Origin of the sequence: Citrobacter sp. Cu096 (assembly GCF_030332285.1) — a bacterium.
GTDB classification, from domain to species: Bacteria; Pseudomonadota; Gammaproteobacteria; order Enterobacterales; family Enterobacteriaceae; genus Citrobacter; species Citrobacter meridianamericanus.
Genome location: NZ_JAOWID010000028.1, coordinates 121,074 through 134,236 on the forward strand (window position 1 = coordinate 121,074; position 13,163 = coordinate 134,236).

The following is a 13,163-nucleotide window of genomic DNA, read 5'->3' on the forward strand; positions in this document are numbered from 1 at the left end:
AGAAGTGGAATTATCTTATAAAAAAAGCTGATAATAATATCAACTTCTATCACAGGTAATCTGCAAATTCATTCGAATTGCAGCAAGGCGGCAAGATCGTTAATCCCCGGGAGCATAGATAGCTATGTTCCCGGGGTTAACGAACGCAGCCAACACCGCTGCGGTTCGAAGGAAGAAGCAGATTAGCGCCAGGACTTATAACGGTTAATCAAACCGTTGGTAGAACTATCGTGGCTGCTCACTTCGGAACCATCTTTCAGCTCTGGCAGAATACGGTTCGCCAGCTGTTTGCCCAGCTCAACGCCCCACTGGTCAAAGGTGAAGATGTTCAGGATCGCGCCCTGAGTGAAGATTTTGTGCTCGTACAGGGCAATCAGCGCACCCAGGCTGAACGGCGTGATTTCGCGCAGCAGGATGGAGTTCGTTGGACGGTTACCTTCGAACACTTTGAACGGCACAACGTGCTCAAGCGTAGCCGGATCTTTACCCTGGTCGCGATATTCCTGCTCAACCACTTCACGAGACTTGCCGAATGCCAGCGCTTCGGTTTGCGCGAAGAAGTTAGACAGCAGTTTCGGATGGTGATCCGACAGCGGATTGTGAGTGATGGCCGGGGCGATGAAATCGCACGGCACCATTTTGGTGCCCTGGTGAATCAGCTGGTAGAACGCATGCTGACCGTTAGTACCCGGCTCACCCCAGATGATTGGGCCAGTCTGGTAATCCACCGCATTGCCGTTACGGTCAACGTATTTACCGTTGGATTCCATGTTGCCCTGCTGGAAGTAGGCAGCGAAACGGTGCATATACTGGTCATACGGCAGAATCGCTTCGGTTTCGGCACCGAAGAAGTTGTTGTACCAGATACCGATCAGCGCCAGCAGCACCGGCAGGTTTTTCTCAGCCGGGGTGGTGGAGAAGTGTTTGTCCATCGCGTGCGCGCCAGAGAGCAGCTCAACAAAGTTGTCGAAGCCTACGGACAGGATGATGGACAGACCAATTGCAGACCACAGGGAGTAACGACCGCCAACCCAGTCCCAGAACTCAAACATATTGGCAGTATCAATACCGAACTCGCCAACCGCTTTACCGTTGGTAGACAGCGCTGCGAAGTGTTTGGCTACGTGCTTGTTGTCGCCAGCGGTCGCCAGGAACCAGTCGCGCGCGCTGTGGGCGTTGGTCATGGTTTCCTGGGTGGTGAAGGTTTTGGAAGCGACCAGGAACAGCGTGGTTTCCGGGTTCACTTTTTTCAGCACTTCGGCGATGTGCGTACCATCGACGTTCGACACAAAGTGCATATTCAGGTGATTTTTGTACGGACGCAGCGCTTCGGTCACCATGAACGGGCCGAGGTCAGAGCCGCCGATACCGATGTTCACGACATCAGTAATGGCTTTGCCGGTATAGCCTTTCCAGCTGCCGGAGATAATCGCTTCAGAGAAGGATTTCATCTTTTCCAGCACCGCGTTCACTTCCGGCATCACATCTTTGCCGTCAACGATGATTGGCGTATTGCTACGGTTGCGCAGCGCCACGTGCAGTACGGCACGGTCTTCAGTGCGGTTGATTTTCTCACCGGAGAACATGGACTTGATAGCACCGGCCAAATCGGTTTCTTTTGCCAGATCCTGCAGTTTAGCCAGCGTTTCTTCAGTGATGCGGTTTTTGGAGAAATCCACCAGCATCAGATCGTCAAACGTCGCGGAAAACTTAGTGAAACGATCGCTATCTTTCGCGAACAGATCCGCGATAGTAACGTCTTTCATTTCTTCAAAGTGTTTTTGTAGTGCCTGCCAGGCTGAGGTCTGTGTTGGATTGATGTTTTTCATTAGCAATACTCTTCTGATTTTGAGAATTGTGACTGAGATCGATTGTAACGCCAGCCACAGAAAAGTGTGATTGTTTTAATGCCATTGCCAGGGCATCCGCCAAATGTGGCTAAAAAGTATAGCTGTTATAAGTACTGTTACTCAGCGTTAACGCAGCATGAAAAATCCGCATAATCCCAGCGTTGACAGTACAGGCCACACATTTTATTTATAAATACGGTATTTGCATTTGCGCCTGCACCGGTTTCCGTTCTGCCTTTGTGCCATGGTCGCTCTATTCATTCCCTGACACGAGGTAGTTATGACTGATGTAGTTGTCTCCAAATTTGGCGGTACCAGCGTGGCGGATTTTGATGCCATGAATCGCAGCGCTGATGTCGTGCTTTCTGATGCTAACGTACGTTTAGTGGTGCTGTCCGCTTCAGCGGGTATTACTAACCTGCTGGTCGCGCTGGCAGAAGGTCTGGAGCCAACCGAACGCTTCGAAAAACTCGACGCCATTCGTCAAATTCAGTTCAATATTCTGGAACGCCTGCGTTATCCGAACGTCATTCGTGAAGAGATCGAACGTTTGCTGGAGAACATCACCACACTGGCAGAAGCAGCGTCACTGGCGACCTCAACCGCGCTGACCGACGAACTGGTCAGCCATGGTGAACTGATGTCTACCCTCCTATTCGTCGAGATCCTGCGTGAGCGCAACGTGCAAGCGCAGTGGTTTGACGTGCGTAAAGTGATGCGCACCAACGATCGTTTTGGCCGTGCAGAGCCCGACGTTGCGGCGCTGGCTGAACTGGCTTCGCACCAGCTGGCCCCGCGCCTGAGCGAAGGTCTGGTGATTACTCAGGGCTTTATCGGCAGTGAAAGCAAGGGCCGCACCACCACGCTGGGACGCGGCGGCAGCGATTATACCGCCGCCCTGCTGGCCGAAGCGCTGCACGCAACGCGCGTTGATATCTGGACCGACGTTCCCGGCATCTACACTACCGATCCGCGCGTGGTTCCGGCTGCGCAGCGTATTGATGAAATCGCTTTTGAAGAGGCCGCAGAAATGGCGACCTTTGGCGCGAAAGTACTGCATCCGGCAACCCTGTTGCCAGCCGTACGTAGCGATATCCCGGTATTTGTTGGCTCCAGTAAGGAGCCAAAAGCAGGCGGTACGCTGGTCTGCAATAAAACCGCGAATCCACCACTGTTTCGTGCGTTGGCGTTACGCCGTAAGCAGACGCTGCTGACACTGCATAGCCTGAATATGCTGCACTCTCGTGGTTTTTTAGCGGAAGTGTTCGGCATCCTGGCACGCCACAATATCTCGGTCGATTTAATCACCACATCCGAAGTCAGCGTGGCGCTGACGCTGGATACCACCGGTTCAACGTCCACCGGCGATACGCTGTTAACGCAGTCTCTGCTGATGGAACTGTCGGCCCTGTGTCGGGTTGAAGTCGAAGAAGGCCTGGCGCTGGTGGCGTTGATTGGCAACGACCTGTCCAAAGCCTGCGGCGTGGGTAAAGAGGTGTTCGGCGTACTGGAGCCGTTCAACATTCGAATGATTTGCTACGGCGCGTCCAGCCATAACCTGTGCTTCCTGGTGCCCGGTAACGAAGCTGAGCAAGTGGTACAGAAGCTGCACCATAATTTGTTTGAGTGAGTAGACGCTAACGCCCGATGGCTCTTGTACCATCGGGCATTTTCACCGCATCACCGTGTCATATAATAGTCGGTCCAGTGTCCGGACATTCCCCTCCCGGCTGTCTGGTAAGATCGGCGGAATTTCTCCTCTCTCCAGTTCGGTGCGGATAAACGCATGTAACAATGGACGACGCGGACCATACTCAGCCTCACCTGAGCGCTGTTTGCGCGCCAGCAATTCGTCGATTTCCTGACGCAATGGCGCATCCAGTTCACTTCCCGCCAGCAGCTCGGCAAAACGCATCGGCGGTACGCCCTTGCCCGCTTCCACCCAACGTACCGCCAGCAGCGGCCGAATGACGTAGAAGTACTTCTTCAATCGCACGTCGTGGCCCTGCAGATAACCGCGAAAGTTTTTCCGCGCCATTGAATAGTAGTGCCAGCGGGCACGCAGCGGGGAAAACCATTCAGGCACCAACGCTTTCAGCGCCGACACGGTCGCGTCATCCTGCTGATAGACCACCGGCGAATCCAGCCACTCGATAAGCGTCGGGTTTGCGCCTTTGAGTAACCCCAGCGCCTTGCGCCATTCCCAGCCGCACACGTCCAGCTCATCATCTATCGGCAGCTCGATAACATCACGTGGCGCTTCGATCCGCAGATACCATTCAGGGGAATGAACATAGAGGAACCGCACGTCGTAATCGCTGTCTGGCGAGGCAAATCCCCAGCCACGGCTGCCGGACTCACAGGCGTACAGCACCCTGACGTTATAGCGTTTCTCCACCTCTTTTAGCTGGCGCAATACCCGTTCGCGCATTGCACCGTCCACTGTGTTGTAACTCATTATTTTTATCCTTTTATGTTCACAAGACCGTGCAACACCTGGTCGAGGCCACCGAATACCGAGATTTTATCGATCCGTTCCGCGACTCTTTCGAGGGTTTCCAGTTCTTTTAAGCGCAGCGCTACCGGGTTGTTTTCCATTACTTTGGCGGTATTCAACAGCGATCGCGTGGCAGCAGTCTCTTCACGACGTCGGATCACGTTGGCCTGGGCGGATTTTTCCGCTTCAACCAGTTGCGACAAAATGGCCTTCATATCGCCGGGCAGGACAATATCCTTCACCCCCAGCGAAGCCACCTCGATACCAAACGGCGTCATGCGGGCTTTCACCTGCGCGCTCACCACCTCATCAATCACCTGTTTATCTTCCAGCAGTTCGTCCAGCGTGCGCGTTCCCACCACTTCACGCAGCGCAAACTGCAACTCACGGTAAAGGTGATCCAGCGGTTTAGTCAGTTGACCAAATGCCAGCAGTACATCGCTATAACGCCAGTTCGCCGCCAGGTTCAAACGCAGGTTGACCTTATCTTTGGTCAGGATCTCCTGGCCGCCGACCTCCAGCACCTGCAAGCGGGTATCCACCACTTCCGCTTCAATCAGATGATTTACCTTCCAGTATGCTGTTAACCCCGGCGGCAACAGCGCCTGAGTTTCACCATCAATTTTCAGTACACCGACGTGCCACGCCGGAACCTGCACCGTTAAGATCGCTTCGCGACCTTTCACCGCACCGCTGCGACGGGGCTGTAACACCGCGTTCATCACATCAACAGGAACCAAAACCTGACGTGTATCTATCTGCACCAGCTTCAGCGCTTCATCGGCCTGCCAGTACAGACGGCGCGTTGCCGGTGGCAAAATTTCCTGCAAGACGCCGTTCACATACAGCGCACCTGCTTCAGTATCGGTTAGATCAGCCACCACACAGTACTGCTCCACCCATGTAGGCTGGAAGCGACGTAAATACTCCGCGAGCGCTTCCGGAATTTCGCTGCCATCGGTATTGATTACCAGAACGTCCGGAGTGTTAAACCATGGCAAACGGTGTTCACCTGTATTCAGCACCTGATAGTAGTCACCCTGTCGGGATAACAGGCCAAGCTGGCCTTTACGAATAGTAATTTTCTTAGCCATTTTATATTCCTTAATATCGTTCAGGCGCGGGTGCAGGGGCGAAGCGGCAGGGGAATTCCCTTTTGCCTGCCGCACGGCATCTTTACCGGCAGCCTGTTCTGGAGCGTGCTAGCTGCGCATTGCTCCGCTTTATTTCTATGATTAACAACCAGTTTCATTGGGAGAATGAATCGGGAATCGAACCCGTTTGGTGGTCATCGGCTGACGGAACACTTCCGGAAAACAACCTGTGCCGTTCCTGACGTGCCGGCGGGGTTTAACCCCCTGCGCTTTCAGCGTGATTGACGCAAGTGTTATTGCCAGAAGCGTGCCAGGAATTAAAACAGGCATGATTAATTTTTAATTAATTGATTTTCATAGCTTTAATTATTTACGCCAATCATGGCGGTTGTCTCGATGGGTTTATTTTTTTATCTTTTAATCTCTTATTTATCTTTTTGGATAAACCATGAAGAAGCAACGGGTAGTGATTGGCGTACTGGGAACGGTGCTGGATAAGCGCGGCAAGCGGGCCAATCGGTTTAAGAAATGGCGACCCACGGTTGGGCTATGCCAACAACCCGATTTCCCTGTCGACAGGCTGGAACTCCTCCACCAGCCACGCGATGAAAGCATGGCGCAAAGGTTGATTGAAGACGTCGCGCTGCTTTCGCCGCACACCCAAGTCCGCCCGCATACCGTTACCATTAACGATCCGTGGGACTTTGAAGAGGTCTACGCCGCGTTTCTCGACTTTGCCACGCATTATGAGTTTGATACGGAAAACGAAGAGTATCTGGTGCACATCACCACCGGGACTCACGTGGCACAAATCTGCTGGTTTTTGCTGACGGAAGCGCGTTACCTGCCCGCCAGCCTGTTGCAAACCAGCCCGGCACCACGCGGTTCATCAGATGAAGCCGTCGCCGCTGGCGTCTGCTCGGTTATCGATCTCGATTTAAGCCGCTATGCCACGCTCACCAGTCGTTTTCAGCGCGAACAGCAGCAGTCGGTATCCTTTCTGAAAGCCGGGATTGATACGCGCAACGCCACTTTCAATAAACTGATCGATCGCATTGAGCGGGTAGCTCTGCGCTCAACAGACCCGATCCTGCTCACCGGCCCTACCGGCGCGGGCAAATCCTTCCTCGCGAAACGTATTTTTCAGCTACGCCAGTCGCGGCATCTGGTGGCGGGAAAACTGGTGGCGGTTAACTGCGCGACCCTGCGCGGTGATAATGCGATGTCAACGCTGTTTGGCCATGTGAAGGGGGCGTTTACCGGTGCGCTCACGGCGCGTAGCGGATTGCTGCGAGAGGCCGATGGCGGCGTGCTGTTTCTCGATGAGATCGCCGAGCTGGGGCTGGACGAGCAGGCCATGTTACTCAAAGCGATTGAAGAAAAAACCTTTTTCCCGTTTGGGTCGGACAAAGAAGTACACAGCGATTTTCAGCTGATTGCCGGCACCCATCGCGACATGCGGCAATGGGTCGCTGAGGGCCGTTTTCGCGAGGATCTCTACGCGCGTATCAACATGTGGAGTTTCACCCTGCCCGGTCTCGCGCAGCGGCGGGAAGATATCGCGCCGAACGTCGAGTATGAGCTGCAACGTTTTTCCAGCAACAAGCAGACGCAAATCCGTTTCGATAAAGAGGCACGCACTTCCTATCTGGCGTTTGCCTGCTCCCCGCAGGCGCAATGGCGCGGCAACTTTCGCGAACTCAGTTCATCCATCGCGCGTATGGCGACGCTTGCTGAACAAGGTCGCATCACCTTATCCCTTGTCGAAGAAGAGATTGCGCTGCTAAAGGAGAGTTGGCAGATAGCCACTCCGCAGCCTGAACTGAATATGGACATTGACCTGTTCGATCGCCGCCAGTTAGAAACGGTACTGGAAGTGTGCCGCCGCTGCGCGTCGCTGTCGGAAGCCGGACGCGAACTGTTCGCCGTCTCGCGGCAGAAAAAAGCCAATCCTAACGATGCGGACCGCCTGCGCAAATATCTCGCGCGTTTCGGGCTGAGCTGGGAAAACATTCACTGCGGAACATAAACATAATTTGTTTGAATAATATTCCATCACGCGATACACAATAACTATGGCCGGGCTCGATCCCGGCTTTTTTATAACAACACAACACATTTCAATCGCAAGGAATACAACATGCTCGCTACTCTCACGCGGCTGTTCCCGTTATGGGCGCTGCTGCTCTCTGTTATTGCGTATTACACGCCCTCCACATTTACGCCTGTCGGGCCATTCGTGCCATCGTTACTGATGCTGATTATGTTCGGCATGGGCGTGCACCTGAAGGTGGATGACTTTAAACGCGTACTCTCACGCCCTGCGCCGGTTGCGGCAGGTATTTTTCTACACTATCTGGTGATGCCGCTCGCCGCATGGATTTTGGCGCTGGCTTTTAATATGCCACCGGAACTGTCCGCAGGTATGGTGCTGGTCGGTAGCGTCGCCAGCGGAACGGCATCTAATGTAATGATTTACCTGGCGAAGGGCGATGTGGCGCTCTCCGTGACGATTTCATCGGTTTCAACGCTGGTCGGTGTTGTCGCCACACCGCTGCTCACCCGTCTTTACGTCGACGCGCATATTCAGGTAGATGTGATGGGTATGCTGCTGAGCATTCTGCAGATCGTGGTTATTCCGATTGCTTTGGGCCTGGTCATTCACCATCTGTTCCCACGCGTCGTAAAAGCCGTAGAACCGTATCTGCCCGCGTTTTCTATGGTGTGCATCCTGGCCATCATCAGCGCTGTTGTGGCAGGTTCTGCGTCGCACATAGCGTCGGTCGGCTTTGTGGTAATTATCGCCGTTATTCTGCATAACACCATTGGCCTGCTTGGCGGCTACTGGGGCGGGAAACTGTTCGGCTTTGATGAATCCACCTGCCGCACACTGGCGATTGAAGTCGGCATGCAGAACTCCGGCCTCGCCGCTGCGCTGGGCAAAATCTACTTCGGTCCGCTCGCCGCTCTGCCCGGCGCGTTGTTCTCCGTCTGGCATAACCTTTCTGGTTCGCTGCTTGCGGGTTACTGGTCCGGTAAACCGATTGCTAAAGAACCACAGCAAACAGTGAAGGAAAGTTAAAAAAATGCCGGGTAGCACATGCTTACCCGGCCTGAGTGCTATCAGCCTGACCAGGATTACCGTACACTGAGAGTATCGGCTAACAGAGGGCACCCGTATGGCACTCCCCCGCATTACCCAAAAAGAGATGACTGAGCGCGAACAGCGTGAACTGAAAACGCTGCTTGACCGCGCACGCATTGCGCATGGTCGACTGCTGACCAACGCAGAGACCAACAGCATCAAGAAAGAGTACATCGATAAGCTGATGGCCTTGCGCGAAGCCGAAGCTAAAAAAGCCCGCCAGTTGAAGAAAAAGCAGGCTTATAAACCGGATTCAGAGGCGTCATTCTCCTGGTCGGCGAATACGCCAACGCGCGGTAGACGTTAACGTCCTTTCTTCTTACGCCCCGGCGAGGTAAAACGCTTCCCGTTTGCCGCCGGGCGCGATTTCTCTTTCTCCGCTGATTTTTCGATTTTCACTACCGGGCGCTTGATACCTGCGGTGGCGGCTTTTGGCTTCGCTTTCGCCTTCGGTTTAGCTTCTGAAGAAGAATTCTCAATCAGCTTGAACAAATCGATCAGTTCGTCATCCGTCAGGTCGCGCCATTCACCTAGCGGCAGGCCGGACAAACTCACGTTCATGATGCGTGTGCGCTCAAGCTTCGTCACTTCATAACCAAAGTGCTCACACATACGGCGGATCTGGCGGTTCAGCCCCTGAATCAGCGTGATGCGAAACACAAACGGCGCTTCTTTCTTGACCTTACATTTCTTGGTAACGGTGCCGAGGATTGGCACACCGGCTCCCATCCCACGAATAAAGTCGTCGGTTACGGGCTTATCGACCGTCACCAGATACTCTTTTTCGTGATCGTTACCGGCGCGCAGGATTTTATTCACCAGGTCGCCGTGGTTGGTCAGAAAGATCAGCCCCTGGGAATCTTTGTCCAGACGGCCAATGGGGAACACGCGCTTGCTGTGGTTAACGAAATCAACAATGTTGTCGCGTTCGCTATCTTCGGTGGTGCTGACAATCCCTACCGGCTTGTTCAGTGCGATAAAAACCAGATCCTCCGCTTCACGCGGCTCAATCAACCGACCATTCACTTTTACGACGTCGCCAGGCATCACCTGATCGCCAATGGTGGCGCGTTTACCATTCAGGAAGACATTCCCTTGTTCGATAAAGCGATCCGCCTCGCGACGCGAGCAGATTCCGCTTTCACTGATGTATTTATTTAATCGGATGGATGAGTCGGGCAGCATAATTTCTCCTGTATACACTTCATCCTTCAAGCCGTCTCTGCGTTGGCTGCCCTCACTCACCCTGGTCACATAGTTATCTATGCTCCCAGGAATTCGTTCCCTTGCCGCCTTGATACAACTTGAATGCTTTTGTGTATTAAAAGCGAAATATACCTTACCTTGCAGGCGATAAAAATAATCGTGCGCGAATGCCCGAGGGCTATTTGTGATCCGTCACACCTTTCAACATAATCAGCCCCGTCATGGTGCTCTAATAACCGTTAAGCAGGAAATCAATCGCATCGCGAAGTTCAGCCCTGTTTGCGGTCAGATCTCCCACACAGTTACCCATATTCTTCACCGGTATGCCTGTCATCATATGCGTCATCACCACATAGGCTTGCCCACCAATATTAACAACAGGACAAATTTTAGCTGGCGGTACTTCGTTGGGGAACTGGCTTAGCGCGATAACGGGGGCAACCAGTACATGTTGCAAAACAGCGGCCACCGGATGCTGTAAGCTAATTAAAAACGGATAAACGCTTTTTCCACTGCCAGTATTCTCATAAGCGCAATACTGCTCCATCAGAATGTCCTTTGAAAATCACTGAACGAACCGTTTTCTTCCACCCATTGATTCAATGCTTCTATCGATTTTTTATTATCCCGCAACCATTCTTCACGTTTGTTCTCGCGAAATTTTTCGATTAGGGCTTCAGTTAAAACAGCTGACAGATTGATTTTAAGCTTGCGCGCCTCTTCCAGTATCTCTGGAGCCAGAGAGACATTGACTGATTTTTTTACCTTAGACACAGTGCGCATGACAACCCCCATAACAGTGCGCATGACATGCCTAAGATTAGCGTAATAAACGAGCATTTCCTATTCCCAGACCAACAAATCATTATGTCACACTAAGGTGGTTGCACAGGTCTGTCACGTCCCGAAGAAGAAGTCTGCGAGGCGCTTTCCAGATGAGTTTAGGGGGTCGCTGGCAAACAGTTGCTGGTCAGCTTTCGCCCATAAAACTCAGCGTATGGTACAGCCCTGCCAGCGCCTCTTCACAACCGAACGACAGCACCAGATTCTCTTCGGTAGTGAGATGGCGACAATCAAGATGGCGGAACGCCTCGGCGAGTGGAAAATAAAGCAGATCAGCTTGCGGCATGCGTGTTCCCGCACTTTCGGGGCGTTGTTATTTTTGATATGTGAGCGTAATGTGTCATCACACATACCCACACCACTCTTGTGTAATTAAGGTGTCACCACACATGAACGAAAGAAGAGGCAATCCCCCGTTTCAATTCCTTCTGGATCCGGAACTGCGCAAAGCGATGGAAGAAGCACAACGGCAGGATGGCGATGAATCGTTGGCAGCCTGGATTAAACGTGTGATTAGAAAAGAACTGAAGCAGAAAGGGATTGAAGTCTAGCGATCGACATTATGTATCGTTTTCTGGAGGTCTGCTTAGAGCGAGGAGCGGACATTGGACTTTTTAACCTTGCAAGGTAGAGTAACTTGTAAGGTAGCCGACCTCGCATGGTCGGTAAAACTCGCTGTTAGGCGATAATGTTACGGAGGAAAAACATGGATGCAAAGCTTATAGATCGTTTGAGTGGAATTCTTAGTTTGGCGAATCAGCAAGACTGGAAAGACGAATCCTTTTCTCTCAATAAAGCGCAGGTGTGCGTCGAATTATCCTCTATAGTTTACGAAGATGTTCAAGAATATGAATTGAAGAAGGCAAGTCGAATTCATCTCTTTGCTAGCGATACTTATAGAGGCCTGATTGCAAATCGCACGACCAACTCAATTCTTGATGGTCTAAGTGAAGCAAATCTGGATGCTAGGTTTTTCGCGGTTCGTGGTCCATATGCGCTAGTGCTTGGCACAATTTTTAGCGACGTCGTGATTCTTGCTATTAGAGGCACCGTGTTCCGCGAGCTTTGGGACTGGAAAACAAATATAGATGCCGAAAAGTACCATGTTCGGGGGTGTCCACAGTTTCATCCTTTTCCTTATGGCCATGTTGAATTTGATGACCAATTCTTTCACCGAGGATTCTTTGAGTCAATCATTCCTCAGTTCGCATCTATCTCTAACCACATTAACCAACGAAATAGTTCGGGGAATGATCTCAAGGTCGTTTGGACTGGGCACTCACTAGGTGGAGCAATGGCCGCTGTAGGCTACGCGATTCACGCTGAGCTTAATACTAGAATAAGACTTGCTGAGGATATTCCGGGCCATGCCGTTTGTGCGTACACATTTGGCATGCCTCGCTATTGCGGACTTGGTAGCGTCTGTAGTTTTCCCGGTCCCCACCATTTTTATAGAAAGGAAGACCTCGTACCAACCGTGCCCCTTAGAAAAATGGGCTTCTCTGACAGTAGCAAGGAGTACGAGATCACTGATAGCGGATCGATTGCTTTGACTGCGCGCACTGATACATTTGGGCTGGCGGGCCATGTTCCAAAGCTGTTATCAAGCATAAAGGCACACTCAATAGAAGGTTACGCAGGCCTATTATCTAAAGCAACTGGTATAGCTAGGCCGTGAACACGTTTAGAGATGGTTGCCTAACGGGACAGATCTTCCCTACTCCACTTATGAATGCCTCTCGGAAATCGACCAAGATATTATCGTGGGCAACAACCTCCTCGGACGTACAATCGAATTTATCAAATTAGTTCAGGATAAACGCGACAACAACCGTTCACAGGCGTTCCCCGTCGGTGATGGTCCTTCGTGGCGGCACAGAAAACCAACCGAGAAAAAATGCCAGCGCTCATTGAACGGCGATGACATGTTAGATGCGCTTAAGACATTGCAGTAACGTTCTGAGCAAATTTTTGGTAAAAGGAAATAGCTTCAATGATATGATATACAGAGGAAAGCCCCTGGAAACCGGGGTAAAGTTCTGGTGTCACAGGACCCAGAACCGCTTCGCGGCCAAAACCTAAATCAAGTAAGGTCAGACAAATTACCCACGCAAGGCTGCACGAGGGTCTTAATTAGTACATAAAGAGGGTTGAAACATGAAACAGACAAAATATATTAAAAAAGAAATCTCATACCCAAACGAGATATATAAATGTACAACATGTAACAATGAGTATAATAAAGAAGACGTTGAATTAAATTGGCAGTGCCCTGAGTGCGACGAGTACATTCTAATTGAATCTTATGATGAAGAAACCTCCGATATAACAATATTCATAAGAAAAAGAGCAGATCAATTAAAAAAAGGGAATTACATTCATTACTATGGGGAAATGTATCAAGTCGTAGGGGTTACCATTTTAGATGATAAAAAGCTAGGAAAAATATGGATAGGTTTAAAGGGGTTCACCAGAATAGAGGTAGATGTAAATGAATGTGTGAATTGCGTTCCATAAGGATAAATTAA

14 protein-coding genes and 1 pseudogene are annotated in these 13,163 nt (G+C 51.4%); 8 read left to right on the forward strand and 7 right to left on the reverse strand.

The window, feature by feature from the left end:
- Positions 1 to 182: 182 nt before the first annotated feature.
- Positions 183 to 1,829: a glucose-6-phosphate isomerase gene (gene pgi / locus OGX99_RS12725; protein ID WP_151218080.1), complete on the reverse strand. Its 1,647-nt coding sequence runs from the start codon at positions 1,827 to 1,829 to the stop codon at positions 183 to 185.
- A gap of 301 nt (positions 1,830 to 2,130) precedes the next feature.
- On the opposite strand from pgi, the gene lysC reads away from it, so the two are divergent.
- Positions 2,131 to 3,480, forward strand: a complete 1,350-nt coding sequence (gene lysC / locus OGX99_RS12730; RefSeq protein WP_151218081.1) for a lysine-sensitive aspartokinase 3 — start codon at positions 2,131 to 2,133, stop codon at positions 3,478 to 3,480.
- Between the two features lie 42 nt (positions 3,481 to 3,522).
- Here the strand turns inward: lysC and OGX99_RS12735 are convergent, their stop codons facing one another.
- The gene (locus OGX99_RS12735) at positions 3,523 to 4,308 is read right to left on the reverse strand and encodes a nucleotidyltransferase domain-containing protein (RefSeq protein WP_187260056.1); all 786 of its coding nucleotides are present in this window, start codon (positions 4,306 to 4,308) and stop codon (positions 3,523 to 3,525) included.
- Positions 4,309 to 4,313: 5 nt separating this feature from the next.
- Positions 4,314 to 5,441, reverse strand: coding sequence for a slipin family protein (locus OGX99_RS12740; protein WP_286543720.1), 1,128 nt, complete (start codon positions 5,439 to 5,441; stop codon positions 4,314 to 4,316).
- Between the two features lie 448 nt (positions 5,442 to 5,889).
- Here OGX99_RS12740 and rtcR point away from each other — a divergent pair, with 448 nt between their 5' ends.
- The 3 genes from rtcR (at position 5,890) to OGX99_RS12755 (ending at position 8,893) form a co-directional block, all read left to right on the forward strand.
- Positions 5,890 to 7,470: an RNA repair transcriptional activator RtcR gene (gene rtcR, locus OGX99_RS12745; protein WP_151218084.1), complete on the forward strand. Its 1,581-nt coding sequence runs from the start codon at positions 5,890 to 5,892 to the stop codon at positions 7,468 to 7,470.
- Between the two features lie 111 nt (positions 7,471 to 7,581).
- Positions 7,582 to 8,523 carry a ketopantoate/pantoate/pantothenate transporter PanS gene (gene panS, locus OGX99_RS12750; RefSeq protein ID WP_151218085.1) on the forward strand — a complete coding sequence of 314 codons (942 nt, stop codon included), beginning with the start codon at positions 7,582 to 7,584 and terminating at the stop codon, positions 8,521 to 8,523.
- 97 nt (positions 8,524 to 8,620) lie between these two features.
- Positions 8,621 to 8,893, forward strand: a complete 273-nt coding sequence (locus tag OGX99_RS12755; protein WP_003031655.1) for a YjbD family protein — start codon at positions 8,621 to 8,623, stop codon at positions 8,891 to 8,893.
- Here OGX99_RS12755 and rluF read toward each other — a convergent pair.
- The 4 genes from rluF to OGX99_RS12775 all read right to left on the reverse strand — a co-directional run bounded on the left by rluF (position 8,890) and on the right by OGX99_RS12775 (position 10,921).
- Positions 8,890 to 9,771 carry a 23S rRNA pseudouridine(2604) synthase RluF gene (gene rluF / locus OGX99_RS12760; RefSeq protein WP_032948298.1) on the reverse strand — a complete coding sequence of 294 codons (882 nt, stop codon included), beginning with the start codon at positions 9,769 to 9,771 and terminating at the stop codon, positions 8,890 to 8,892. The genes OGX99_RS12755 and rluF overlap by 4 nt on opposite strands.
- A gap of 250 nt (positions 9,772 to 10,021) precedes the next feature.
- Complete coding sequence (locus OGX99_RS12765; protein ID WP_252838894.1) at positions 10,022 to 10,339, reverse strand: CcdB family protein; 318 nt, start codon at positions 10,337 to 10,339, stop codon at positions 10,022 to 10,024.
- Positions 10,339 to 10,632 carry a type II toxin-antitoxin system CcdA family antitoxin gene (locus OGX99_RS12770; protein ID WP_187253990.1) on the reverse strand — a complete coding sequence of 98 codons (294 nt, stop codon included), beginning with the start codon at positions 10,630 to 10,632 and terminating at the stop codon, positions 10,339 to 10,341. The genes OGX99_RS12765 and OGX99_RS12770 overlap by 1 nt, the downstream gene beginning before the upstream one ends.
- A gap of 130 nt (positions 10,633 to 10,762) precedes the next feature.
- Entirely contained in the window at positions 10,763 to 10,921 is a 159-nt protein-coding gene (locus OGX99_RS12775) for a hypothetical protein (RefSeq protein ID WP_187254001.1), read from the reverse strand.
- A gap of 103 nt (positions 10,922 to 11,024) precedes the next feature.
- Between OGX99_RS12775 and OGX99_RS12780 the strand changes: the two genes are divergently transcribed.
- The 4 genes and pseudogenes from OGX99_RS12780 to OGX99_RS12795 all read left to right on the forward strand — a co-directional run bounded on the left by OGX99_RS12780 (position 11,025) and on the right by OGX99_RS12795 (position 13,152).
- Positions 11,025 to 11,186: a hypothetical protein gene (locus OGX99_RS12780; RefSeq protein WP_286543722.1), complete on the forward strand. Its 162-nt coding sequence runs from the start codon at positions 11,025 to 11,027 to the stop codon at positions 11,184 to 11,186.
- A gap of 155 nt (positions 11,187 to 11,341) precedes the next feature.
- Entirely contained in the window at positions 11,342 to 12,313 is a 972-nt protein-coding gene (locus tag OGX99_RS12785; RefSeq protein ID WP_286543724.1) for a lipase family protein, read from the forward strand.
- 22 nt (positions 12,314 to 12,335) lie between these two features.
- Positions 12,336 to 12,590 (forward strand): annotated as a pseudogene (locus tag OGX99_RS12790) (ISNCY family transposase); the annotation flags it as partial.
- Positions 12,591 to 12,792: 202 nt separating this feature from the next.
- Positions 12,793 to 13,152: a hypothetical protein gene (locus tag OGX99_RS12795; protein ID WP_286543726.1), complete on the forward strand. Its 360-nt coding sequence runs from the start codon at positions 12,793 to 12,795 to the stop codon at positions 13,150 to 13,152.
- Positions 13,153 to 13,163 lie beyond the last annotated feature (11 nt).

What these genes read in the sequence shown, in the direction of transcription:
- pgi (WP_151218080.1), bottom strand. Translation starts at nt 1,829, where the DNA reads ATGAAAAACATCAATCCAACACAGACCTCAGCCTGGCAGGCACTACAA.
- lysC (WP_151218081.1), top strand. Translation starts at nt 2,131, where the DNA reads ATGACTGATGTAGTTGTCTCCAAATTTGGCGGTACCAGCGTGGCGGAT.
- OGX99_RS12735 (WP_187260056.1), bottom strand. Translation starts at nt 4,308, where the DNA reads ATGAGTTACAACACAGTGGACGGTGCAATGCGCGAACGGGTATTGCGC.
- OGX99_RS12740 (WP_286543720.1), bottom strand. Translation starts at nt 5,441, where the DNA reads ATGGCTAAGAAAATTACTATTCGTAAAGGCCAGCTTGGCCTGTTATCC.
- rtcR (WP_151218084.1), top strand. Translation starts at nt 5,890, where the DNA reads ATGAAGAAGCAACGGGTAGTGATTGGCGTACTGGGAACGGTGCTGGAT.
- panS (WP_151218085.1), top strand. Translation starts at nt 7,582, where the DNA reads ATGCTCGCTACTCTCACGCGGCTGTTCCCGTTATGGGCGCTGCTGCTC.
- OGX99_RS12755 (WP_003031655.1), top strand. Translation starts at nt 8,621, where the DNA reads ATGGCACTCCCCCGCATTACCCAAAAAGAGATGACTGAGCGCGAACAG.
- rluF (WP_032948298.1), bottom strand. Translation starts at nt 9,771, where the DNA reads ATGCTGCCCGACTCATCCATCCGATTAAATAAATACATCAGTGAAAGC.
- OGX99_RS12765 (WP_252838894.1), bottom strand. Translation starts at nt 10,339, where the DNA reads ATGGAGCAGTATTGCGCTTATGAGAATACTGGCAGTGGAAAAAGCGTT.
- OGX99_RS12770 (WP_187253990.1), bottom strand. Translation starts at nt 10,632, where the DNA reads ATGCTCGTTTATTACGCTAATCTTAGGCATGTCATGCGCACTGTTATG.
- OGX99_RS12775 (WP_187254001.1), bottom strand. Translation starts at nt 10,921, where the DNA reads ATGCCGCAAGCTGATCTGCTTTATTTTCCACTCGCCGAGGCGTTCCGC.
- OGX99_RS12780 (WP_286543722.1), top strand. Translation starts at nt 11,025, where the DNA reads ATGAACGAAAGAAGAGGCAATCCCCCGTTTCAATTCCTTCTGGATCCG.
- OGX99_RS12785 (WP_286543724.1), top strand. Translation starts at nt 11,342, where the DNA reads ATGGATGCAAAGCTTATAGATCGTTTGAGTGGAATTCTTAGTTTGGCG.
- OGX99_RS12795 (WP_286543726.1), top strand. Translation starts at nt 12,793, where the DNA reads ATGAAACAGACAAAATATATTAAAAAAGAAATCTCATACCCAAACGAG.